This is a genomic window from Saccharopolyspora sp. NPDC003752 (assembly GCF_053605825.1).
Genome location: NZ_JBSGJZ010000011.1, coordinates 130837 through 146388 on the forward strand (window position 1 = coordinate 130837; position 15552 = coordinate 146388).

The following is a 15552-nucleotide window of genomic DNA, read 5'->3' on the forward strand; positions in this document are numbered from 1 at the left end:
CATGCATTCGAGATTCGGACGAACGGCGCGCGGCCGAGGCAGGGGCGGGCCGCCGTGGGCTGGCGGTGGCCGGCGCAGCGAGCCGCCGACCGCCGCCGACGCCACGGCCTGGTTCACCGGGCGGCTGCCCGAGGGCTGGTTCGCCAGCGGTCCGGCGGTCACCGTCGACCGCGAGGAGATCCTGGTGGTCGGCGAACTGCCGCCGGTGGACGGCGAGTTCGCCGACGACGCCGAGCGCGCCGCAGCGGAGAGCGGGCGGATCGCCCGGTTCCGCGAGGAGACCCGCGAAGAGCGGATCGAGATCGCCCGCCAGGCGGAGCACCGCTACGGGCGCAAGGTCGCCTGGGGCGCCAGCCTCGGCGGCACCGAGGAACTGTTCACCACGCTGTCCGTGCCGGTGATGACCAGGCTGCACCAGCCCGAGCGCATGGTGCTGGACACGCTGGTGGACGCCGGGGTCGCGCGGTCCCGGTCCGAGGCGCTGGCCTGGGCGGTGCGGCTGGTCGGCAGGCACACCGAGGACTGGCTGGGCGAATTGCGCGAGGCCCTGTCCAAGGTCGACGAACTGCGCAACCGCGGCCCCGAGGGCGGCTGAGCAAGCGGAAGGGCCCGTGCTCACAACGTGAGCACGGGCCCTGACCTGGTGGAACGCGCGTCAGGCGTAGAGCGCGAGCCAGATCGCGATGTGGTGGCAGATCGCCGCCAGCGACACCGCCGAGTGGAAGAACTCGTGGTAGCCGAAGGTCTTCGGCCACGGGTCGGGCCACCGGGTCGCGTAGAAGATCGCGCCCGCCGTGTACATCAGCCCGCCGGCGATCAGCAGCACCAGCGCCGCCATCCCGGCGTTCTGCAGCAGGTCGGGGAACACGAACACGGCGACCCAGCCGAGCGCGATGTAGACCGGCACGCCGACCCAGCGCGGCGCGTTGGGCCAGGCGAGCTTCAAGATCACGCCGCCCAGCGCCCCGCCCCAGACGACGGCGAGCACCACCGCGCCCGTCGTGGGCTGCATGGCCACCATCGCGAACGGGGTGTAGGTGCCCGCGATGAACAGGAAGATCATCGAGTGGTCGAGCCGCCGCATCCAGGTGCGCGCGCCGATCGTCTTCCAGGTCTTGCGGTGGTAGAGGGCGCTGACGCCGAACAACCCCAGCACGGTCGCGACGTAGATGGAAGTGCCCACCGCGGCGGCGGCCGACACGGTCGAAGCGGCGAGGGCGATCAGCGTGGCACCGGCGGCGACGGACACCACCAGCGACCAGAAGTGGATCCAGCCGCGCATCCGCGGCTTGACGAATGCCGTCGGGCGGCGAGCGGTGAGGGCGCTAGTCACACGTCGAGGTTACGGGACCGTAGGTTCGGTGCGGAGACCTCGCACCCGCCCCTGTGATCGGAAGTGTCCAACGGCACTCGAAGGCGGGGTATCGCACATCCCGTCCGTGACCTGCGCGGCACGCTGAGCTGAGGTGGGGGCCACGGCCCGCCGGCTTCCGCGTAGGCTCATCGGGCGTGGCGCTCAAGGTTCGGTTGAAAGAACTCATCTACGACGTCTACGAGCGGCGGCTGCGCCGCAAGCTCGACGGGGTGGAGCACCCCAGGCACGTCGGCGTCATCCTGGACGGCAACCGCAGATGGGCCAAGGAAGCCGGCCTGGACGCCGCCCACGGACACCGCGCCGGCGCCCGCAAGATCGCCGAACTGCTCGGCTGGTGCGACGAAGCCGAGGTCGAGGTCGTCACGCTGTGGCTGCTGTCCACCGACAACCTCAACCGCACGTCCGAAGAGCTGAACGCGCTGATGGAGATCATCGCCGGGGTGGTGGACGAGCTCACCGACCCGGCCACGCCGTGGCGGGTGCGGATCGTCGGCGCCCTCGACGTGCTGCCCACCGAGACCGCCGCCCGGCTGTCCGCGGCGGCCCTGCGGACCAAGGGCCGCACGGGCATGCAGGTCAACGTGGCGGTCGGCTACGGCGGGCGCCGGGAGATCGCCGACGCCGTGCGCAAGCTGCTGCAGCAGCACGCCGAAGCGGGCACCACGATCGAAGAGCTCGCCGAGGTGCTCACCGTCGACCACATCGCCGAGCACCTCTACACGTCCGGACAACCCGACCCCGACCTGCTGATCCGCACGTCGGGGGAGCAGCGGCTGTCGGGCTTCATGCTGTGGCAGTCCGCGCACTCCGAGTTCTGGTTCACGGAGGCGTACTGGCCCGCCTTCCGCCGCGTCGACTTCACCCGCGCGCTCCGCGACTACGCGGTCCGGCACCGCCGCTTGGGCCGCTGACCCCGGGACGGCGGGAGGGCCAGGTCCCGCAGGACCTGGCCCTCCCGACGCGATTCGCCCTGGGTCAGTGGCCCTTGGGGTGGTCGACGATCGGCGCGTTGACGCAGTTGTTCAGCTGCGGCGACAGGATCGGCACGACGGCGCCGGCCACGGCGACGTTGTTGCCGCAGGCCTGGATCGGCAGGACGCTGACGTTGTTGTCGTTCAGGACGTTGATGCCGTCGTTGTCCGCGCTGTCGGCGTAGGCGACGGGGGCGAGGGCCAGCAGGCCGGCGGCGGCACCGGCGACGATCGCAGCCTTCTTCAGCACTAGGGTTCACTCTCCTTTGATTACCGCGGTATTCGGAGTTCACACCGGGGACTTCGGAAAGCCCGCGAGGTGGCCATCGAGTCTGGCGCGTTCCGGCAGAGAAGCTAACCCGGCGCGGGCCGGATTCCCAAACTCAGTAACACTATTGTGTGAACGCCAATCTCGTTTCCGCTCGTCGCGGCCCGGAATTCCGGCGGCGAGCGGACTTATGGCCCGTTTTCCGGAACGCAAAAAGGAGCGCCGGGGCAGGCCCGGCGCCCTTTTCGTCACCTAATTCCGCGTACCAGATCCAGGTGATCCGCCCGCTGGGTTCAGTAGCCCTTGGGGTGGTCGACGATCGGCGCGTTGACGCAGTTGTTCAGCTGCGGCGACAGGATCGGCACCACGGCGCCGAGGACAGCGACGTTGTTGCCGCAGGCCTGAACCGGCAGGACGCTCAGGTTGTTGTCGTTCAGGATGTTGATGCCGTCGTTGTCCGCGCTGTCGGCGTAGGCGACGGGGGCCAGGGCCAGCAGGCCCGCGGCGGCACCGGCGACGATCGCTGCCTTCTTGAGCACTTGGGAACTCCTTGTTGGATGGGATGAAGAGCGCGATCGAATTCCCGGCTGCGCACCCCAATGTTCAGCCGGGGTGATGCGCTCGGCGTGAAAGATATCCAGCCAAAGTGGAAAAACGACACCTTGTTAACACCATTGTGTGATCTTCAGGTGTCGCGGCCGTCCTTTTTGTTGCGTCGGCAAATGCGCGTGGTTTCTGCGAGTGCGGAAACGGGGACCACCGTTCCGCGTCCGCGAGCGCGCGGCGTAGTGTCCGGATGTGGACTCCGAAGCGCTCGTGGCCGAATACGTGCTCCTCGGGCTCAGATTCGACCGGCTCGTCCAGGGATTCGTGGACTCCTACACCGGCGACCCGGCGCTGCGGCGGCGGGTGCAGAACGAGGTGAGCCCCGACCCGGCGCGGCTGACCGCCGACGCGCGCCGCTTGCTCGCCGCGCTGCCGGAATCCGGCCTGGCCGAACCGCGCCGCCGGTTCCTCGCCGCGCAGCTCACCGCGCTGGAGTGCTCCGGGCGCAAGCTGGCCGGCGAGCAGGTGCCGTTCCCGGCGGAAGTGGAGGCGTACTTCCAGGTCACGCCGGCGCTCGGTGATCAGGACGAGTACCGCGAGGCACACCGCCTGCTGTCCGAGCTGCTGCCCGGCCGGGGCTCGCTGCCCGCGCGCCTGGCCGCCGTCCGCAGCCGGGACGCGGTGCCCGCCGACCGGCTCAAGGTCTGCGTCCAGGCACTTTCGAGCGCGCTGCGCGATCGCGTGCGCCGCCGCTTCGGCCTGCCGGTCCAGGAGGTCGTCGAGTACCAGATCGTGACCGACAAGCCCTGGAGCGGCTTCAACCACTACGTCGGCGACTACCGGTCGCGGGTGGCCGTGAACGCCGACGTCGGGCACCGGGCCGCGAACCTGCCGCAGCTCGTCGCGCACGAGTCCTACCCGGGCCACCACACCGAGCACTGCCGCAAGGAGGCCGGCCTGGCGATCCGGGACGCCCAGGCCGAGCACACGATCTTCCTGGTCAACACCCCGCAGTGCCTGATGGCCGAAGGCCTCGCCGATCTGGGCCTGCAGGCGGTCGTGGGGCCGGGCTGGGGGCCGTGGGCGGCGGAGATCTTCGCGGACCTGGGCATCCGGATGGAAGGTGAGCTGTCGGAGCGGCTGGAGCTCGCGATGAGCCGCCTGCTGACGGTCCGCCAGGACGCCCTGCTGATGCTGCACGCCGACGGCGCGGACGAGGCGGAGGTCTCCGCGTACCTGCAGCGCTGGCTGCTGATGTCGGACCAGCGGGCGCGGCACCTCGTCCGGTTCATGCGCGATCCGCTGTGGCGCGCCTACACCACCACCTACGTCGAGGGCTACCGGCTGTTGCGCCGCTGGCTGGAGAACCGCCCGGCGGGCACATCGAGCGCCGATCGTTATCGCCGGTTGCTTGACGAGCCGCTGGTGCCCGAGGCCGTCCGGGCCGAGCTGGCGGCCCGCGTCTGAGCCGTTCACCCGGTGAAGATCACCCGAATAGCGTAGTCATGATCACGTGGCGTGCCGGATCCGCGCCGGGCCGCGGAGGGGTCCTGACCTGCTGCCGGACCCGGATCGGCCTTGGCCCTGATCCGTCGGCGAATCCGTGACCTGGGCGAATCCCGTGCCATGTGAAGAAAAGTTGACCAATCGGCGAATCACCTGTGTGGCTGCCTGCCGAGATGCAATCCCGCCGGTAGCGTCGCTGATGACGGGCCGTTCCCAGTGCAAGTCCGAACGCGGCCCGTCCGGGAGGCCCTGATCGTGCCTGATGGCTGGAGCGGACGGTTACCACGTCCACCTTGGTCGCGAAGGGCCGGTGCCCGGCCCCTGCGGCCACGGCGGACTACCGGTCCGGCCGGGGCGCGACGGGGGCAGGCCCGGCCCGCCGACGAGCGGGTGTGCATGCCACGCCCGCGAGGGAGTAGCCGTGACCGCACGACGTTCCCAGCCCCAAGCGGAGATCCCAGCCCGTAGCGGCGAGTCCGCGAGCAGCACGCAACCCGGTGACACCGAAATCCGCACCTACGTGCTGGACACCTCGGTGCTGCTGTCCGATCCGTGGGCGATGTCCCGCTTCGCCGAGCACAACGTCGTGCTCCCGGTGGTGGTGATCGGTGAACTGGAAGGCAAACGCCACCACCCCGAACTCGGCTGGTTCGCCAGAGAAGCCCTCCGCGGCCTCGACGACCTGCGAATCCAGCACGGTCGGCTCGACGAGCCGGTTCCGGTCGGCGCGTCCGGCGGCAGACTGCACGTCGAGTTGAACCACTCCGACCCGCAGGTGCTGCCGCCGGGGTTCCGCACGGACTCCAACGACGCCCGGATCCTGGCCTGTTCGCTGAACCTGGCCGCCGAGGGACACCGGGTCACGCTGGTGACCAAGGACATGCCGCTGCGGGTCAAGGCGGCGGCGGTCGCCCTGGACGCCGAGGAGTACCGCGCGCAGGACGTGGTGTCCTCGGGTTGGACCGGGATGGCCGACGTCGAGGCTCCGTCGGATTCGGTGGACGTCCTGTTCAAGGAAGGCATCGCCGATCTCGACGAGGCCCGGGACCTGCCGCCGAACACCGGGGTGCGGCTGCTCTGCGGCTCGCAGAGCGCGCTGGGCCGGGTGACCGCGGACAAGCAGGTCCGGCTGGTGCGCGGCGACCGGGAGGTGTTCGGCCTGCACGGCCGCTCCGCGGAGCAGCGGATCGCCCTGGAGCTGCTGCTCGACCCGGAGGTCGGGATCGTGTCGCTGGGCGGCCGGGCCGGGACCGGCAAGTCCGCGCTCGCGCTGTGCGCGGGCCTGGAGTCGGTGCTGGAGCGGCAGCAGCACCGCAAGGTCGTGGTGTTCCGGCCGGTGTACGCGGTCGGCGGTCAGGAACTCGGCTACCTGCCGGGAACCGAGAACGAGAAGATGGCGCCGTGGGCGCAGGCGGTGTTCGATACCCTCGGCGCGCTCGCCAGCGAGAACGTGCTGGACGAGGTGATCGATCGCGGCATGCTGGAGGTCCTGCCGCTGACCCACATCCGCGGCCGGTCGCTGCACGACGCGTTCGTCATCGTCGACGAGGCGCAGTCCCTGGAACGCAACGTGCTGCTCACGGTGCTGTCCAGGCTGGGCGCTAACTCCCGGGTGGTCCTGACCCACGACGTCGCCCAGCGCGACAACCTCCGGGTGGGTCGCCACGACGGCATCGCGGCGGTGATCGAGAAGCTCAAGGGCCACCCCTTGTTCGCCCACGTGACCCTGACCCGCTCGGAGCGTTCGCCGATCGCGGCCCTGGTCACCGAACTCCTGGAAGGGGACTTCACGCCCTGATCACGAGGTGGGGCGCCGCTCGCCGAGCGGCGCCCCGCTCGATCACCAGCCGGCGGGCAGCGGCCTGCCCTCGGCGAAACCGGCGGCGGACTGGATGCCGACCAGCGCGCGGTCGTAGAAGTCCTCCAGGCTGCGTGCGCCCGCGTAGGTGCAGGACGAGCGCAGGCCGGAGGTGATCTGGTCCAGCAGGTCCTCGACGCTCGGCCGCTGCGGGTCCAGCCGCATCCGCGAGCTGGAGATGCCCTCCTCGAACAGCGCCTTGCGGGCCTGGTCGAACGCGTTGTCGCTGCGGGTCCGGGCGGACACGGCGCGCTTCGACGCCATGCCGAAGGACTCCTTGTACGCCCGGCCGTGCTCGTCGCGCTGCAGGTCACCGGGCGATTCGTAGGTGCCCGCGAACCACGAGCCGACCATCACCGACGCCGCGCCGGCGGCCAGCGCCAACGCCACGTCGCGCGGGTGCCGGACGCCGCCGTCGGCCCAGACGTGCTTGCCCAGCCGCCGCGCCTCGGCGGCGCATTCGGCGACGGCGGAGAACTGCGGCCGGCCGACGCCGGTCATCATCCGCGTCGTGCACATCGCGCCCGGCCCGACACCGACCTTGATCACGTCGGCACCCGCCTCGACGAGATCGCGCACGCCCTCGGCGGTCACCACGTTCCCGGCCACCACCGGAACCCGCGGGGCGGCCGAGCGGACCGCCTGCAGCGCGGAGATCATCTTCTCCTGGTGGCCGTGCGCGGTGTCCACGACCAGCGTGTCGACCCCGGCCTCCAGCAGCGCGGACGTCTTCGCCGCGACGTCGCCGTTGACCCCGACCGCCGCCGCCACGCGCAGCCGGCCGGCGTCGTCCAGCGCCGGGGTGTAGATCTCGGCGCGCAGCGCGCCGCGGCTGGTCATGATCCCGGCCAGCCGACCGTCGGCGTCGACCGCGATCGCGACGTTGCGCGCGTGCTGGTCCAGCTGCTCGAACACCTCGCGGGGCTTGGTCTCCAGCGGCAGGACGACCGGGTGCCGGTCGGCGACCTCGCCGACCCGCGCGAACCGGTCGACGCCGGTGCAGGCCGCCTCGCCGACGACCCCGAGCGGCCGGTTGTCGTCGTCGACGACAACGACGGCACCGTGGGCGCGCTTGGGCAGGAGGTTGATGGCGTCGGCGACGGCGTCATCGGCGTGCAACACCAGCGGGGTGTCCCACACGGGGTGCCGCGCCTTGACCCAGGCGGTGATCTCGGCGACCGCGCTGGGGTCGACGTCCTGCGGCAGAACGACCAGGCCGCCGCGCCGGGCGACGGTCTCCGCCATCCGGCGGCCGGCCACGGCGGTCATGTTGGCGACCACGATCGGCAGGGTGGCGCCGGTCCCGTCGCTGGTGGCGAGGTCCACGTCGAAGCGGGACTCGACACCGGAGCGCCGGGGCGCCAGGAAGACGTCGTCGTAGGTCAGGTCGGTGGAGGGCTGCTGCCCGTTCAAGAACTGCACGTTTCACCACCATACGGGGTCGGACGCCCCCAGTCGCCTCCCGAAGCCGGACGGTCTAGTCTGACGGCCGCGTCGCGCTGCGGGGATGCGGAGTACACCGGGCTATCCGGGCCGGAATTCAAGATCACCAGATTGGTCGACCGTTCTGGAGTTGATGATCTGACCGGGTTCGTTGCTACACTTGCGTTGGCCGTGCTCTGTTGGGGCATGGAAGTACGCCGGGACCTCCCGCTGTATTGTGGGACCCCGGCCTCTGCGTTTCTTGGGCCTTTCATGTGACCTCGATCCGGTGTACGCGAGCTGTGTCGCCAAACTGCGTCAGGTATCCAGCCACTCCGCGCTCGGCGGCGAGCACTGATCCGCAGGCAATATCTGCCAGCCATAGCAGTGGTTCGTCGTTGCCGCCGACGAACGTCGCTTGAAGGCGCGAGATCAACTTCTTTCGGCGGCAGGCGTCGATCAAGTCGATGTCATGCCTGTCATTGCGCCCCTGTCGTGCCTCGAATGCGACGGCGCGGACACTGGTCGATTCCAGACTTGCGAGCAGCACCTCCATGCACTTGCGGCGCGCTCGTTCTGGGCGGATTGCATGCCCGTGACCCACGACGCTGACATGCCGGATATCGAGTGCTCCAACGCCCTTGGCCAGGTGCTCACGATGCTCCGAGTCCGACTTGTACCAATGGAGCTTCCCGTAGCCAGCGTGAAGGTCACGAAGGGCGCATCGGATGTCTTCGGCGTCGGCGAGGTCGACGATGCTGGCCGTGAGGATGTAGACGCCGATGGTCAGGTCGTAGGACTCATCGACGTAGGCGTGGACGAACACGTGCCGTAGTGAAGCGAGAACTGCAGTTCGAGATCAAATCGATACACCCAGTGGTGATCGCCGGCTCGGCCCTGCTAAATTCCGCTCGGCCGCGTACCGAGGTACGTGGAAGTACGCCGGGACTCCCCGCCGGATGGTGGGACCCCGGCCTCTGCGTTTTCAGGCTTCTTCTTCCGTTAGGGGTTCGAAGGAGCTGTATGCCTGGTAATTGCGGAAGAATCGGCCGTAGAGTTCCGTGCCGTCGTCGAAGGTGGCGTCTTCGAGGGGTTTCACCTCGATGATCTGCTTCAGCTTCCAGGTGATCAGTTCGTGGTTCTCGTTCTGGTAGCTGGTCTCCTGCTGCTTGCCGTGCTCGACGGCCTTTTCCTTCGCCTCTTCTTCGGATTCCGCCTTGAGCAGCACGAAGGATTCCTCGTACAGCGGCTCGTGGTCCGCCGCGTCCGAGGTGGCCTCCAGGACCAGGACCGCGACGTAGTAGTCCAGCTCGACCGCGTCCGCCTGGAAGTCGCGCGGGTTGATGGTGCCCGGTCCGATGTTGATCGAGCCGATCTCGTCGAAGTCGTTGCCGCTCATGCCGTCAGGATCTCACCCGCCCGGCAGCATGGCGCGAACCGCCTCGATGCTGTCGGCCGACGCCGCGTCCTTGTCGGGCCGGTAGCGCAGCACGCGGGCGAAGCGCAGCGCGACGCCGCCGGGGTAGCGGGTGCTGGTCTGCACGCCGTCGAGCTCGATCTCCACGACGAGTTCCGGCGCGACGTGGACGGTCCAGTCGTCGCGGTGGGACTCGCGGCGCTGGAACTCCGCGGTCTGCCAGGCCAGCAGTTCGTCGGTGAGGCCCTTGAACGTCTTGCCGACCATGATCGGCGGGCCGCCGTCGGGATCCCGCGCGCCCAGGTGCAGGTTCGACAGGAAGCCGCGCCGCCGGCCGTGACCCCATTCGGCGGCGAGCACGATCAGGTCCAGGGTGTGCTCGGGCTTGACCTTCCGCCAGGAGCGGCCGCGCCGCCCCGCCGCGTACGCCGAGTCCAGCGCCTTGACCATGACGCCTTCGTGCCCGGCGTCCAGTGCCTCGTCGAACAGCGCGGCCGCGCGATCCGCCGACGGCGACAGGGTCGCGGGGATCCGGTGCTGCGGCGCGACCCGTTCCAGCGCGTCGAGGCGCTGTCGCAGCGGCAGGTCGAGCAGGTCTTCGCCGTCGAGGTGCAGGCAGTCGAAGAAGTACGGGTGCAGCAGGAGATCGCGCGAGTTCTGGGCGCCGAACCGGCCCATCGTTTCCTGGAACGGCCTGGGGCGCCCGGCGTCGTCGAGCGCGAGCGTCTCGCCGTCCAGCACCACCGCCCGGCAGTTCAGGCCGCGCACCAGCTCGACGAGTTCGGGCACGTTGCCGGTGATCTCGCGCAGCGTCCGGGTGTAGACGTGCACGTCGTCGCCGTCGCGGTGCACCTGGATGCGCGCACCGTCCAATTTGTACTCGACGCTGACCTCGCCGAGCTCGTCGAGCGCGGCGTCCAGGGTTTCCGCGGGCGAGGCCAGCATCGGCCGGACGGGCCGCCCCATCTCCAGGCGGAACTCGGCGAGCGCCGGTTCGCCCCCGCGCAGCGCGGCCTCGGCGGTCGCGGGAAGCCGGCCGGAGAGCATGAACGCCCGCCGCACCGCCTCGGTCGGCACCCCGGCCGCGGCGGCGATGGCCTCGATCATCACGCCCTCCAGCGCACCCTGCCGGAGCTCGCCGCCGAGGAGCCGCACCAGGAACTCCTGCTCGTCGGCGGGTGCCTTGCCGAGCAGCCCGGACAGCGCCTCGGTCCGGCGCTGACCGGAGCCGGCACCACTGATCAGCCGCACCGCGCCGATCGCCGAGTCGACATCGATGATCGTCAGGGTGGGCTCGGGAGCCGGTTCGACGTCGAGCGCGGCCAGCGTGGACCAGCCGACGCCGACCCGTCCGCCGGGTAGCTCACCGGCCAGCAACGCCGTCGCCGGGCGGACCTCCTCGGCGTCGAGCCGCGCGAGCAGCCCGGCGATCGCGGCGGTCTTCGCCTTGCGGGAACGCGTAGCCGAGACCTCGCGCGAGGTCGTCACCACATCCGCGAGCAGCACCATGCGCCCATGGTGCGCCTGACGGCTGACACAGCGGTATCGATGCGTTCCGGCGTTTTCGCCGAGCTGGGGGACTGCTGAACATCCCCGGCGTGACAGCGATCCGCGATTCGAAGGATCCGAGCGGACCTGTGTTCGTTGTCGAACCGGCGTCGTGGTCGAGCTGCTCAACTGCCGTCGAGGCCGATCGGCTCGGCGGGTGACTACCTGGTCCGGTGATGCGCGAAGGGCGCCTTCGACTGGCTTCCTGCTCGGTCGAAGGCGCCCGTCCGCTCGGCCGCGTCAGCCGCCGTTGGCCATGCGGAGGACGTCGAGGGCCTCGTCCAGCTGCTCCAGGGTGAGCTTGCCCGCGTCGACGTGGCCGCGTTCCAGGACCACCTCGCGGATCGTCTTGCGCTCCTTGAGCGCCTGCTTGGCGACCGCGGCCGCCTCCTCGTAACCGATGTAGCGGTTCAGCGGCGTGACGATCGACGGCGAACCCTCGGCGTAGGCCCGGGCCTGCTCGACGTTGACCTGCACGCCCGCGAACACCTTGTCGGCCAGCAGTCGCGACACCGCGGCCAGCAGCCGCGCCGACTCCAGCACGTTTCGCGCGATCACCGGCAGCATCACGTTGAGCTGGAAGTTGCCCTGCGAACCGGCGAACGCCACCGCCGCGTCGTTGCCGATCACCTGCGCCACCACCTGCAGGGTGGCCTCCGGGATCACCGGGTTGACCTTGCCCGGCATGATCGACGAGCCCGGCTGCAGGTCCGGCAGCGCCAGCTCGGCCAGCCCGGTGCGCGGGCCGGAGCCCAGCCAGCGCAGGTCGTTGGCGATCTTGGTGAGGCTGACCGCGACGGTGCGCAGGTCGCCGGAGATCTCCACCACCGAGTCCTGCGCGGCCTGCGCCTCGAAGTGGTCGCGGGCCTCGGTCAGCGGCAGCCCGGTGACCTCCGCGAGCTCCGCGGCGACCGCGGCGCCGAACCCGACCGGGGCGTTGAGGCCCGACCCGACGGCGGTGCCGCCGATCGCCAGCTCGCCGAGCCGCGGCAGGCCGCCCCGCAGCCGCTCGATCCCGTAGCGCACCTGCGAGGCCCACGCGCCGGCCTCCCGGGCCAGCGTGATCGGCACCGCGTCCATCAGGTGGGTGCGGCCGGACTTGACGACCTCGGTCCACTCCGCGGCGCGGCCCTCGATGGTCGCGGCGAGGTGGTCCAGCGCCGGGATGACGTCGGTGAGCACCGCTTCGGTGGCCGCGACGTGGATGGTCGTCGGGAAGGTGTCGTTGGACGACTGCGAGGCGTTGACGTGGTCGTTGGGGTGCACGTCGCGGCCGAGCCGCCGGGACGCCAGGGTGGCGATGACCTCGTTGGCGTTCATGTTCGACGACGTGCCGGATCCGGTCTGGAACACGTCGATCGGGAAGTGCGCGTCGTGGGCGCCCTCGGCGACCTCGTCGGCCGCGGCCGCGATCGCCTCGGCCACGTCGGCGTCCAGCACCCCGAGCCGGCCGTTGACGCGGGCCGCGGCGGCTTTCAGCAGGCCGAGCGCGCGGATCTGGGACCGTTCCAGGCCCCGGCCGGAGATCGGGAAGTTCTCGACGGCTCGCTGCGTCTGCGCGCGGTACAGGGCGTCGACGGGAACCCGCACCTCGCCCATCGTGTCGTGCTCGATCCGGTAATCCTGTTCAGCCATACCGAAAGTGTCCCGCTGGAAGGGCCTCCCGGTCAGCGTGGCCCGCCCCACTCGGCGGCCGATCTGTGGCCCGGAGCACCCCAACGTCCTCACTGGACCGATGAAGGTGCCGCATCTCGCAGCGCCGGGAAAGCACGAAGGGCACCTTCGAGGAAGGTGCCCTTCGCGTCGGAGAAGATCAGCCGATGGTGGCGGCGATCCAGTCCTTGTAGGCCGTCGCGTCGGTGTAGATCGACGGGGCCGTGCCGCACACCGGGATCAGGCTGCCGAGGCGGCTGGTGACGCCGGTCAGCTTCCAGTCGCCGGGCTGGCCTTCGAGCTGCGGGCCGCCGGAGTCGCCGAAGCAGGCGTTGGCCAGCAGCTCGTTGCTGCCGGTGCAGATCTCGGTCGCGCCGTCGACCCCGCTCAGCGAGCACTGGCCGTCGGGGACGACCTTGGTCTCCAGCTCCTGCAGCTGCGCGGGCGGCTGGCCGCAGCCGCGGACCGGGCAGGTCACGCCCCAGCCGATGATGCGCGACGCGGTGCCGTCCGGGCCCGAGGCGTCGGCGATCTCGACCGGCGTCTGCGACACCGCGCGGTCCAGCTTCAGCAGCGCGATGTCGCCGTTGGGGTTCTTGGTGGCGTAGTCCGGGTGCACCACGATCTCGGCGACGCCGGCCTCGGTGCCGCCGGTGGTGTGGTCCGGGCTGCCGATCCGCAGACCGAGGTCGGCGGGGGTGACGTCCTGCACGCAGTGCGCCGCGGTGAGCACCCACTGCTGGTCGATCAGGGAAGCCCCGCAGCTGTGGTTCCCGGCGCGCTGCAGCGACGCCATCCAGTCGTACTGCTCGGTCGCGTCGTGGCCGCCGACGATCAGCGCGCCCGGATCGTCCGCGGCGCTCGCGGTGGCGGGCAGCAGCCCGGTGCCCAGCGCGACGGCCGCGAGGCCGGCGAGCAGCATGGATTTCCTCTTCACGGGCAGTCCTCCCCGACGTGATCCCCTTTTCGGTGAACGTAAGGGCGGGTTCGCCGAACGGGTACCGCCAACTGCGGAAGCGAGTTCGGCGTTCTGGTGCAGCGCTCGCCGTGATGCGGACATCACGGCGGAGATCCGGCTAGCCTGGGTGTGTCCACACGGTCGACGACGAGGTGGTGGGCATGACCGCGGTGTCGCATGAGGTCGATCTGCTGATCGTGGGCGCGGGTCCGACCGGTTTGTTCGCCGCCTACTACGCGGGATTCCGCGGGTTGTCGGTGGCGGTGGTCGACGCGCTGCCCGAGCCAGGTGGCCAGGTGACCGCGATGTACCCGGAGAAGATGATCTTCGACGTGGCCGGGTTCCCCGAGGTGCGCGGCCGCGATCTGGTTGCCGCGCTGGTGAAGCAGGCCGGTCAGTACGACCCGGAGTACCTGCTCGGCAGGCCCGCGACCGAGATGTCCGATGTGGATGGTGGGCTGCTCGTCGGGGTCGGCGGGGGAGAGGCGGTGCGCGCCGGCGCGGTGCTGGTCACCGCCGGGATCGGCGAGTTCACCCCGCGCCCGCTGCCCGCCGGCGGCGACTGGGTCGGTCGTGGCGTCGTGCACTTCATCCCGGAGCTGTCCGTGCACAGTGGACACGACGTGGTGGTGGTCGGCGGCGGCGATTCCGCGTTCGACTGGGCGCTGGCCCTGCACCCGGTGGCCCGCAGCGTGACCCTGGTGCACCGCCGCACCCGGTTCCGCGCGCATTCGGGCCTGGTCGGCAAGGTCGAGGACCTGGGCGTCCCGCTCATCACCCCGGCGGAGGTCGCGGAGGTCCGCGGCGACGACACCGGCGTGCGCGAGGTGGAGATCGAGCTCGGCGACGGGCAGCGCCGGGTGCTGCCGGCGCAGACGGTGGTGGCCGCGCTGGGCTTCACCGCCGACCTGGGGCCGATCGAGGAGTGGGGCCTGGCGCTGGAGAAGCGCGCGATCCTGGTCGACAGCGCGATGCGGACCAGCCGGTCGCGGGTGTACGCGGCGGGCGACGTCGCGGCGTACCAGGGCAAGGTCAAGCTGATCGCCACCGGCTTCGGCGAGGCGGCCACGGCGGTCAACAACATCGCCGTGGAGCTCAACCCGGACGCCCACCTGTTCCCCGGCCACTCCTCGAACATGGGCTGACGAACGCCGGGCACGGCGCGGAATCGCGCCGTGCCCGGGTGAGTTCTCGGGTGGAGCGGAGCCACCCGGAGCGGTATCAGCCGCCGGTGTTCTGGTTGACCCAGTCCGCGTACGCGACCACGTCGGTGTAGATCGACGGGCCGGTGGCGCAGGTCGAGTCGCCGTTGCCGGACCGGCTGGTCGCGCCGATCAGCTCCCAGTTGCCCGGCGTGCCCTTGATCTGCGGGCCACCCGAGTCGCCGTAGCAGGCGCCCGAGTTGCCGTTCGGGTTGTCCGTGCAGATCTCGCCCTGGCCGTCGATGCCGCTGCAGGTGCCGTCGTCGACGATCTGGGTGTCCAGCTCCTGCAGCGTCTGCGGAGCCGGGCCGCAGCCGGGCTCGGCGCAGGTCTGGCCCCAGCCGATGATCCGGGTCGCGGTGCCCGCCGCGCCCGAGTCGGCGGCGATCTTGATCGGGGTGGCCTGCAGCTGGCGGTCGAGCTGCAGCACGGCGATGTCGCCGGAGGGGTGCGTCTGCACGTTGGTCACGTTGGCCTCTTCGCCACCGCTGGTGTGGTCGTTGCTGCCGACCCGGACGCTGAACTGGCCGCCGCCCTGCACGCAGTGCGCGGCGGTGACCACCCAGTCGGGCTTGATCAGCGAGCCGCCACAACCGTGCTGGCCCTGCTGCTGCAGCGACACCATGAACGAGTACTCCTCGGTGGCGTCGTGGCCGCCGACGATGTACGGGTTGACGTCGCTGGGTGCCGCCACCGCGGGCAGACCGAGTGCACCGATCGCGCCGACCGCGGCGATGGCTCCGATCAGAACCGAACGCTTCCGCATGTCCGTCGAATCCTCCCGTGTGTCCGGCACCACTGGCCGGGCTGGGCACAGACGGTAAGCGG

General features: G+C 70.6%; 16 protein-coding genes. 6 read left to right on the plus strand and 10 right to left on the minus strand.

Annotated features, from left to right (window positions below; all coding sequences use genetic code 11):
• The first annotated feature begins 1 nt into the window (after position 1).
• Positions 2-595, plus strand: coding sequence for a hypothetical protein (locus ACWEV3_RS16795; RefSeq protein ID WP_452614733.1), 594 nt, complete (start codon positions 2-4; stop codon positions 593-595).
• A gap of 60 nt (positions 596-655) precedes the next feature.
• On the opposite strand, the gene trhA is transcribed toward ACWEV3_RS16795, so the two are convergent.
• Positions 656-1333: a PAQR family membrane homeostasis protein TrhA gene (gene trhA / locus ACWEV3_RS16800; protein ID WP_452614734.1), complete on the minus strand. Its 678-nt coding sequence runs from the start codon at positions 1331-1333 to the stop codon at positions 656-658.
• A 176-nt stretch (positions 1334-1509) separates the two neighbouring features.
• On the opposite strand from trhA, the gene ACWEV3_RS16805 reads away from it, so the two are divergent.
• On the plus strand, positions 1510-2286 hold the full coding sequence (locus ACWEV3_RS16805; RefSeq protein ID WP_132483056.1) for an isoprenyl transferase: 777 nt from the start codon (positions 1510-1512) through the stop codon (positions 2284-2286).
• Between the two features lie 64 nt (positions 2287-2350).
• Here the strand turns inward: ACWEV3_RS16805 and ACWEV3_RS16810 are convergent, their stop codons facing one another.
• Positions 2351-2596, minus strand: coding sequence for a hypothetical protein (locus ACWEV3_RS16810; RefSeq protein WP_452614735.1), 246 nt, complete (start codon positions 2594-2596; stop codon positions 2351-2353).
• Between the two features lie 311 nt (positions 2597-2907).
• Complete coding sequence (locus ACWEV3_RS16815; RefSeq protein WP_452614736.1) at positions 2908-3153, minus strand: hypothetical protein; 246 nt, start codon at positions 3151-3153, stop codon at positions 2908-2910.
• Between the two features lie 259 nt (positions 3154-3412).
• Here ACWEV3_RS16815 and ACWEV3_RS16820 point away from each other — a divergent pair, with 259 nt between their 5' ends.
• Both ACWEV3_RS16820 and ACWEV3_RS16825 read left to right on the plus strand, forming a co-directional pair.
• Positions 3413-4627 (plus strand): DUF885 domain-containing protein, encoded by a 1215-nt coding sequence (locus tag ACWEV3_RS16820; RefSeq protein WP_452614737.1) that lies wholly within the window; start codon positions 3413-3415, stop codon positions 4625-4627.
• A gap of 493 nt (positions 4628-5120) precedes the next feature.
• Positions 5121-6464: a PhoH family protein gene (locus ACWEV3_RS16825; protein WP_452614838.1), complete on the plus strand. Its 1344-nt coding sequence runs from the start codon at positions 5121-5123 to the stop codon at positions 6462-6464.
• 42 nt (positions 6465-6506) lie between these two features.
• On the opposite strand, the gene ACWEV3_RS16830 is transcribed toward ACWEV3_RS16825, so the two are convergent.
• The 4 genes from ACWEV3_RS16830 to ACWEV3_RS16845 all read right to left on the minus strand — a co-directional run bounded on the left by ACWEV3_RS16830 (position 6507) and on the right by ACWEV3_RS16845 (position 10872).
• A complete protein-coding gene (locus tag ACWEV3_RS16830; protein ID WP_452614738.1) occupies positions 6507-7946 on the minus strand; it encodes a GuaB1 family IMP dehydrogenase-related protein in 1440 nt (479 codons plus the stop codon).
• A gap of 271 nt (positions 7947-8217) precedes the next feature.
• Positions 8218-8772 carry a DUF3800 domain-containing protein gene (locus tag ACWEV3_RS16835; protein ID WP_452614739.1) on the minus strand — a complete coding sequence of 185 codons (555 nt, stop codon included), beginning with the start codon at positions 8770-8772 and terminating at the stop codon, positions 8218-8220.
• 159 nt (positions 8773-8931) lie between these two features.
• A complete protein-coding gene (locus ACWEV3_RS16840) occupies positions 8932-9345 on the minus strand; it encodes a DUF4288 domain-containing protein (protein ID WP_452614740.1) in 414 nt (137 codons plus the stop codon).
• Between the two features lie 12 nt (positions 9346-9357).
• A complete protein-coding gene (locus ACWEV3_RS16845; protein WP_452614741.1) occupies positions 9358-10872 on the minus strand; it encodes an ATP-dependent DNA ligase in 1515 nt (504 codons plus the stop codon).
• A gap of 89 nt (positions 10873-10961) precedes the next feature.
• Here ACWEV3_RS16845 and ACWEV3_RS16850 point away from each other — a divergent pair, with 89 nt between their 5' ends.
• A complete protein-coding gene (locus ACWEV3_RS16850; RefSeq protein ID WP_452614742.1) occupies positions 10962-11072 on the plus strand; it encodes a DUF397 domain-containing protein in 111 nt (36 codons plus the stop codon).
• A gap of 79 nt (positions 11073-11151) precedes the next feature.
• Here the strand turns inward: ACWEV3_RS16850 and ACWEV3_RS16855 are convergent, their stop codons facing one another.
• A complete protein-coding gene (locus tag ACWEV3_RS16855; protein ID WP_452614743.1) occupies positions 11152-12546 on the minus strand; it encodes a class II fumarate hydratase in 1395 nt (464 codons plus the stop codon).
• Between the two features lie 178 nt (positions 12547-12724).
• A complete protein-coding gene (locus ACWEV3_RS16860; protein WP_452614839.1) occupies positions 12725-13486 on the minus strand; it encodes a S1 family peptidase in 762 nt (253 codons plus the stop codon).
• 197 nt (positions 13487-13683) lie between these two features.
• On the opposite strand from ACWEV3_RS16860, the gene ACWEV3_RS16865 reads away from it, so the two are divergent.
• Entirely contained in the window at positions 13684-14667 is a 984-nt protein-coding gene (locus tag ACWEV3_RS16865) for an NAD(P)/FAD-dependent oxidoreductase (protein WP_452614744.1), read from the plus strand.
• 76 nt (positions 14668-14743) lie between these two features.
• On the opposite strand, the gene ACWEV3_RS16870 is transcribed toward ACWEV3_RS16865, so the two are convergent.
• Entirely contained in the window at positions 14744-15490 is a 747-nt protein-coding gene (locus ACWEV3_RS16870; protein ID WP_452614745.1) for a S1 family peptidase, read from the minus strand.
• Positions 15491-15552: the final 62 nt, after the last annotated feature.

Excerpts from the sequence above, each read along its gene's own strand:
- ACWEV3_RS16795 (WP_452614733.1), top strand. The coding sequence starts at position 2 with ATGCATTCGAGATTCGGACGAACGGCGCGCGGCCGAGGCAGGGGCGGG.
- ACWEV3_RS16870 (WP_452614745.1), bottom strand. The coding sequence starts at position 15,490 with ATGCGGAAGCGTTCGGTTCTGATCGGAGCCATCGCCGCGGTCGGCGCG.
- ACWEV3_RS16840 (WP_452614740.1), bottom strand. The coding sequence starts at position 9,345 with ATGAGCGGCAACGACTTCGACGAGATCGGCTCGATCAACATCGGACCG.
- ACWEV3_RS16855 (WP_452614743.1), bottom strand. The coding sequence starts at position 12,546 with ATGGCTGAACAGGATTACCGGATCGAGCACGACACGATGGGCGAGGTG.
- ACWEV3_RS16860 (WP_452614839.1), bottom strand. The coding sequence starts at position 13,486 with ATGCTGCTCGCCGGCCTCGCGGCCGTCGCGCTGGGCACCGGGCTGCTG.
- ACWEV3_RS16865 (WP_452614744.1), top strand. The coding sequence starts at position 13,684 with ATGACCGCGGTGTCGCATGAGGTCGATCTGCTGATCGTGGGCGCGGGT.
- ACWEV3_RS16845 (WP_452614741.1), bottom strand. The coding sequence starts at position 10,872 with ATGGTGCTGCTCGCGGATGTGGTGACGACCTCGCGCGAGGTCTCGGCT.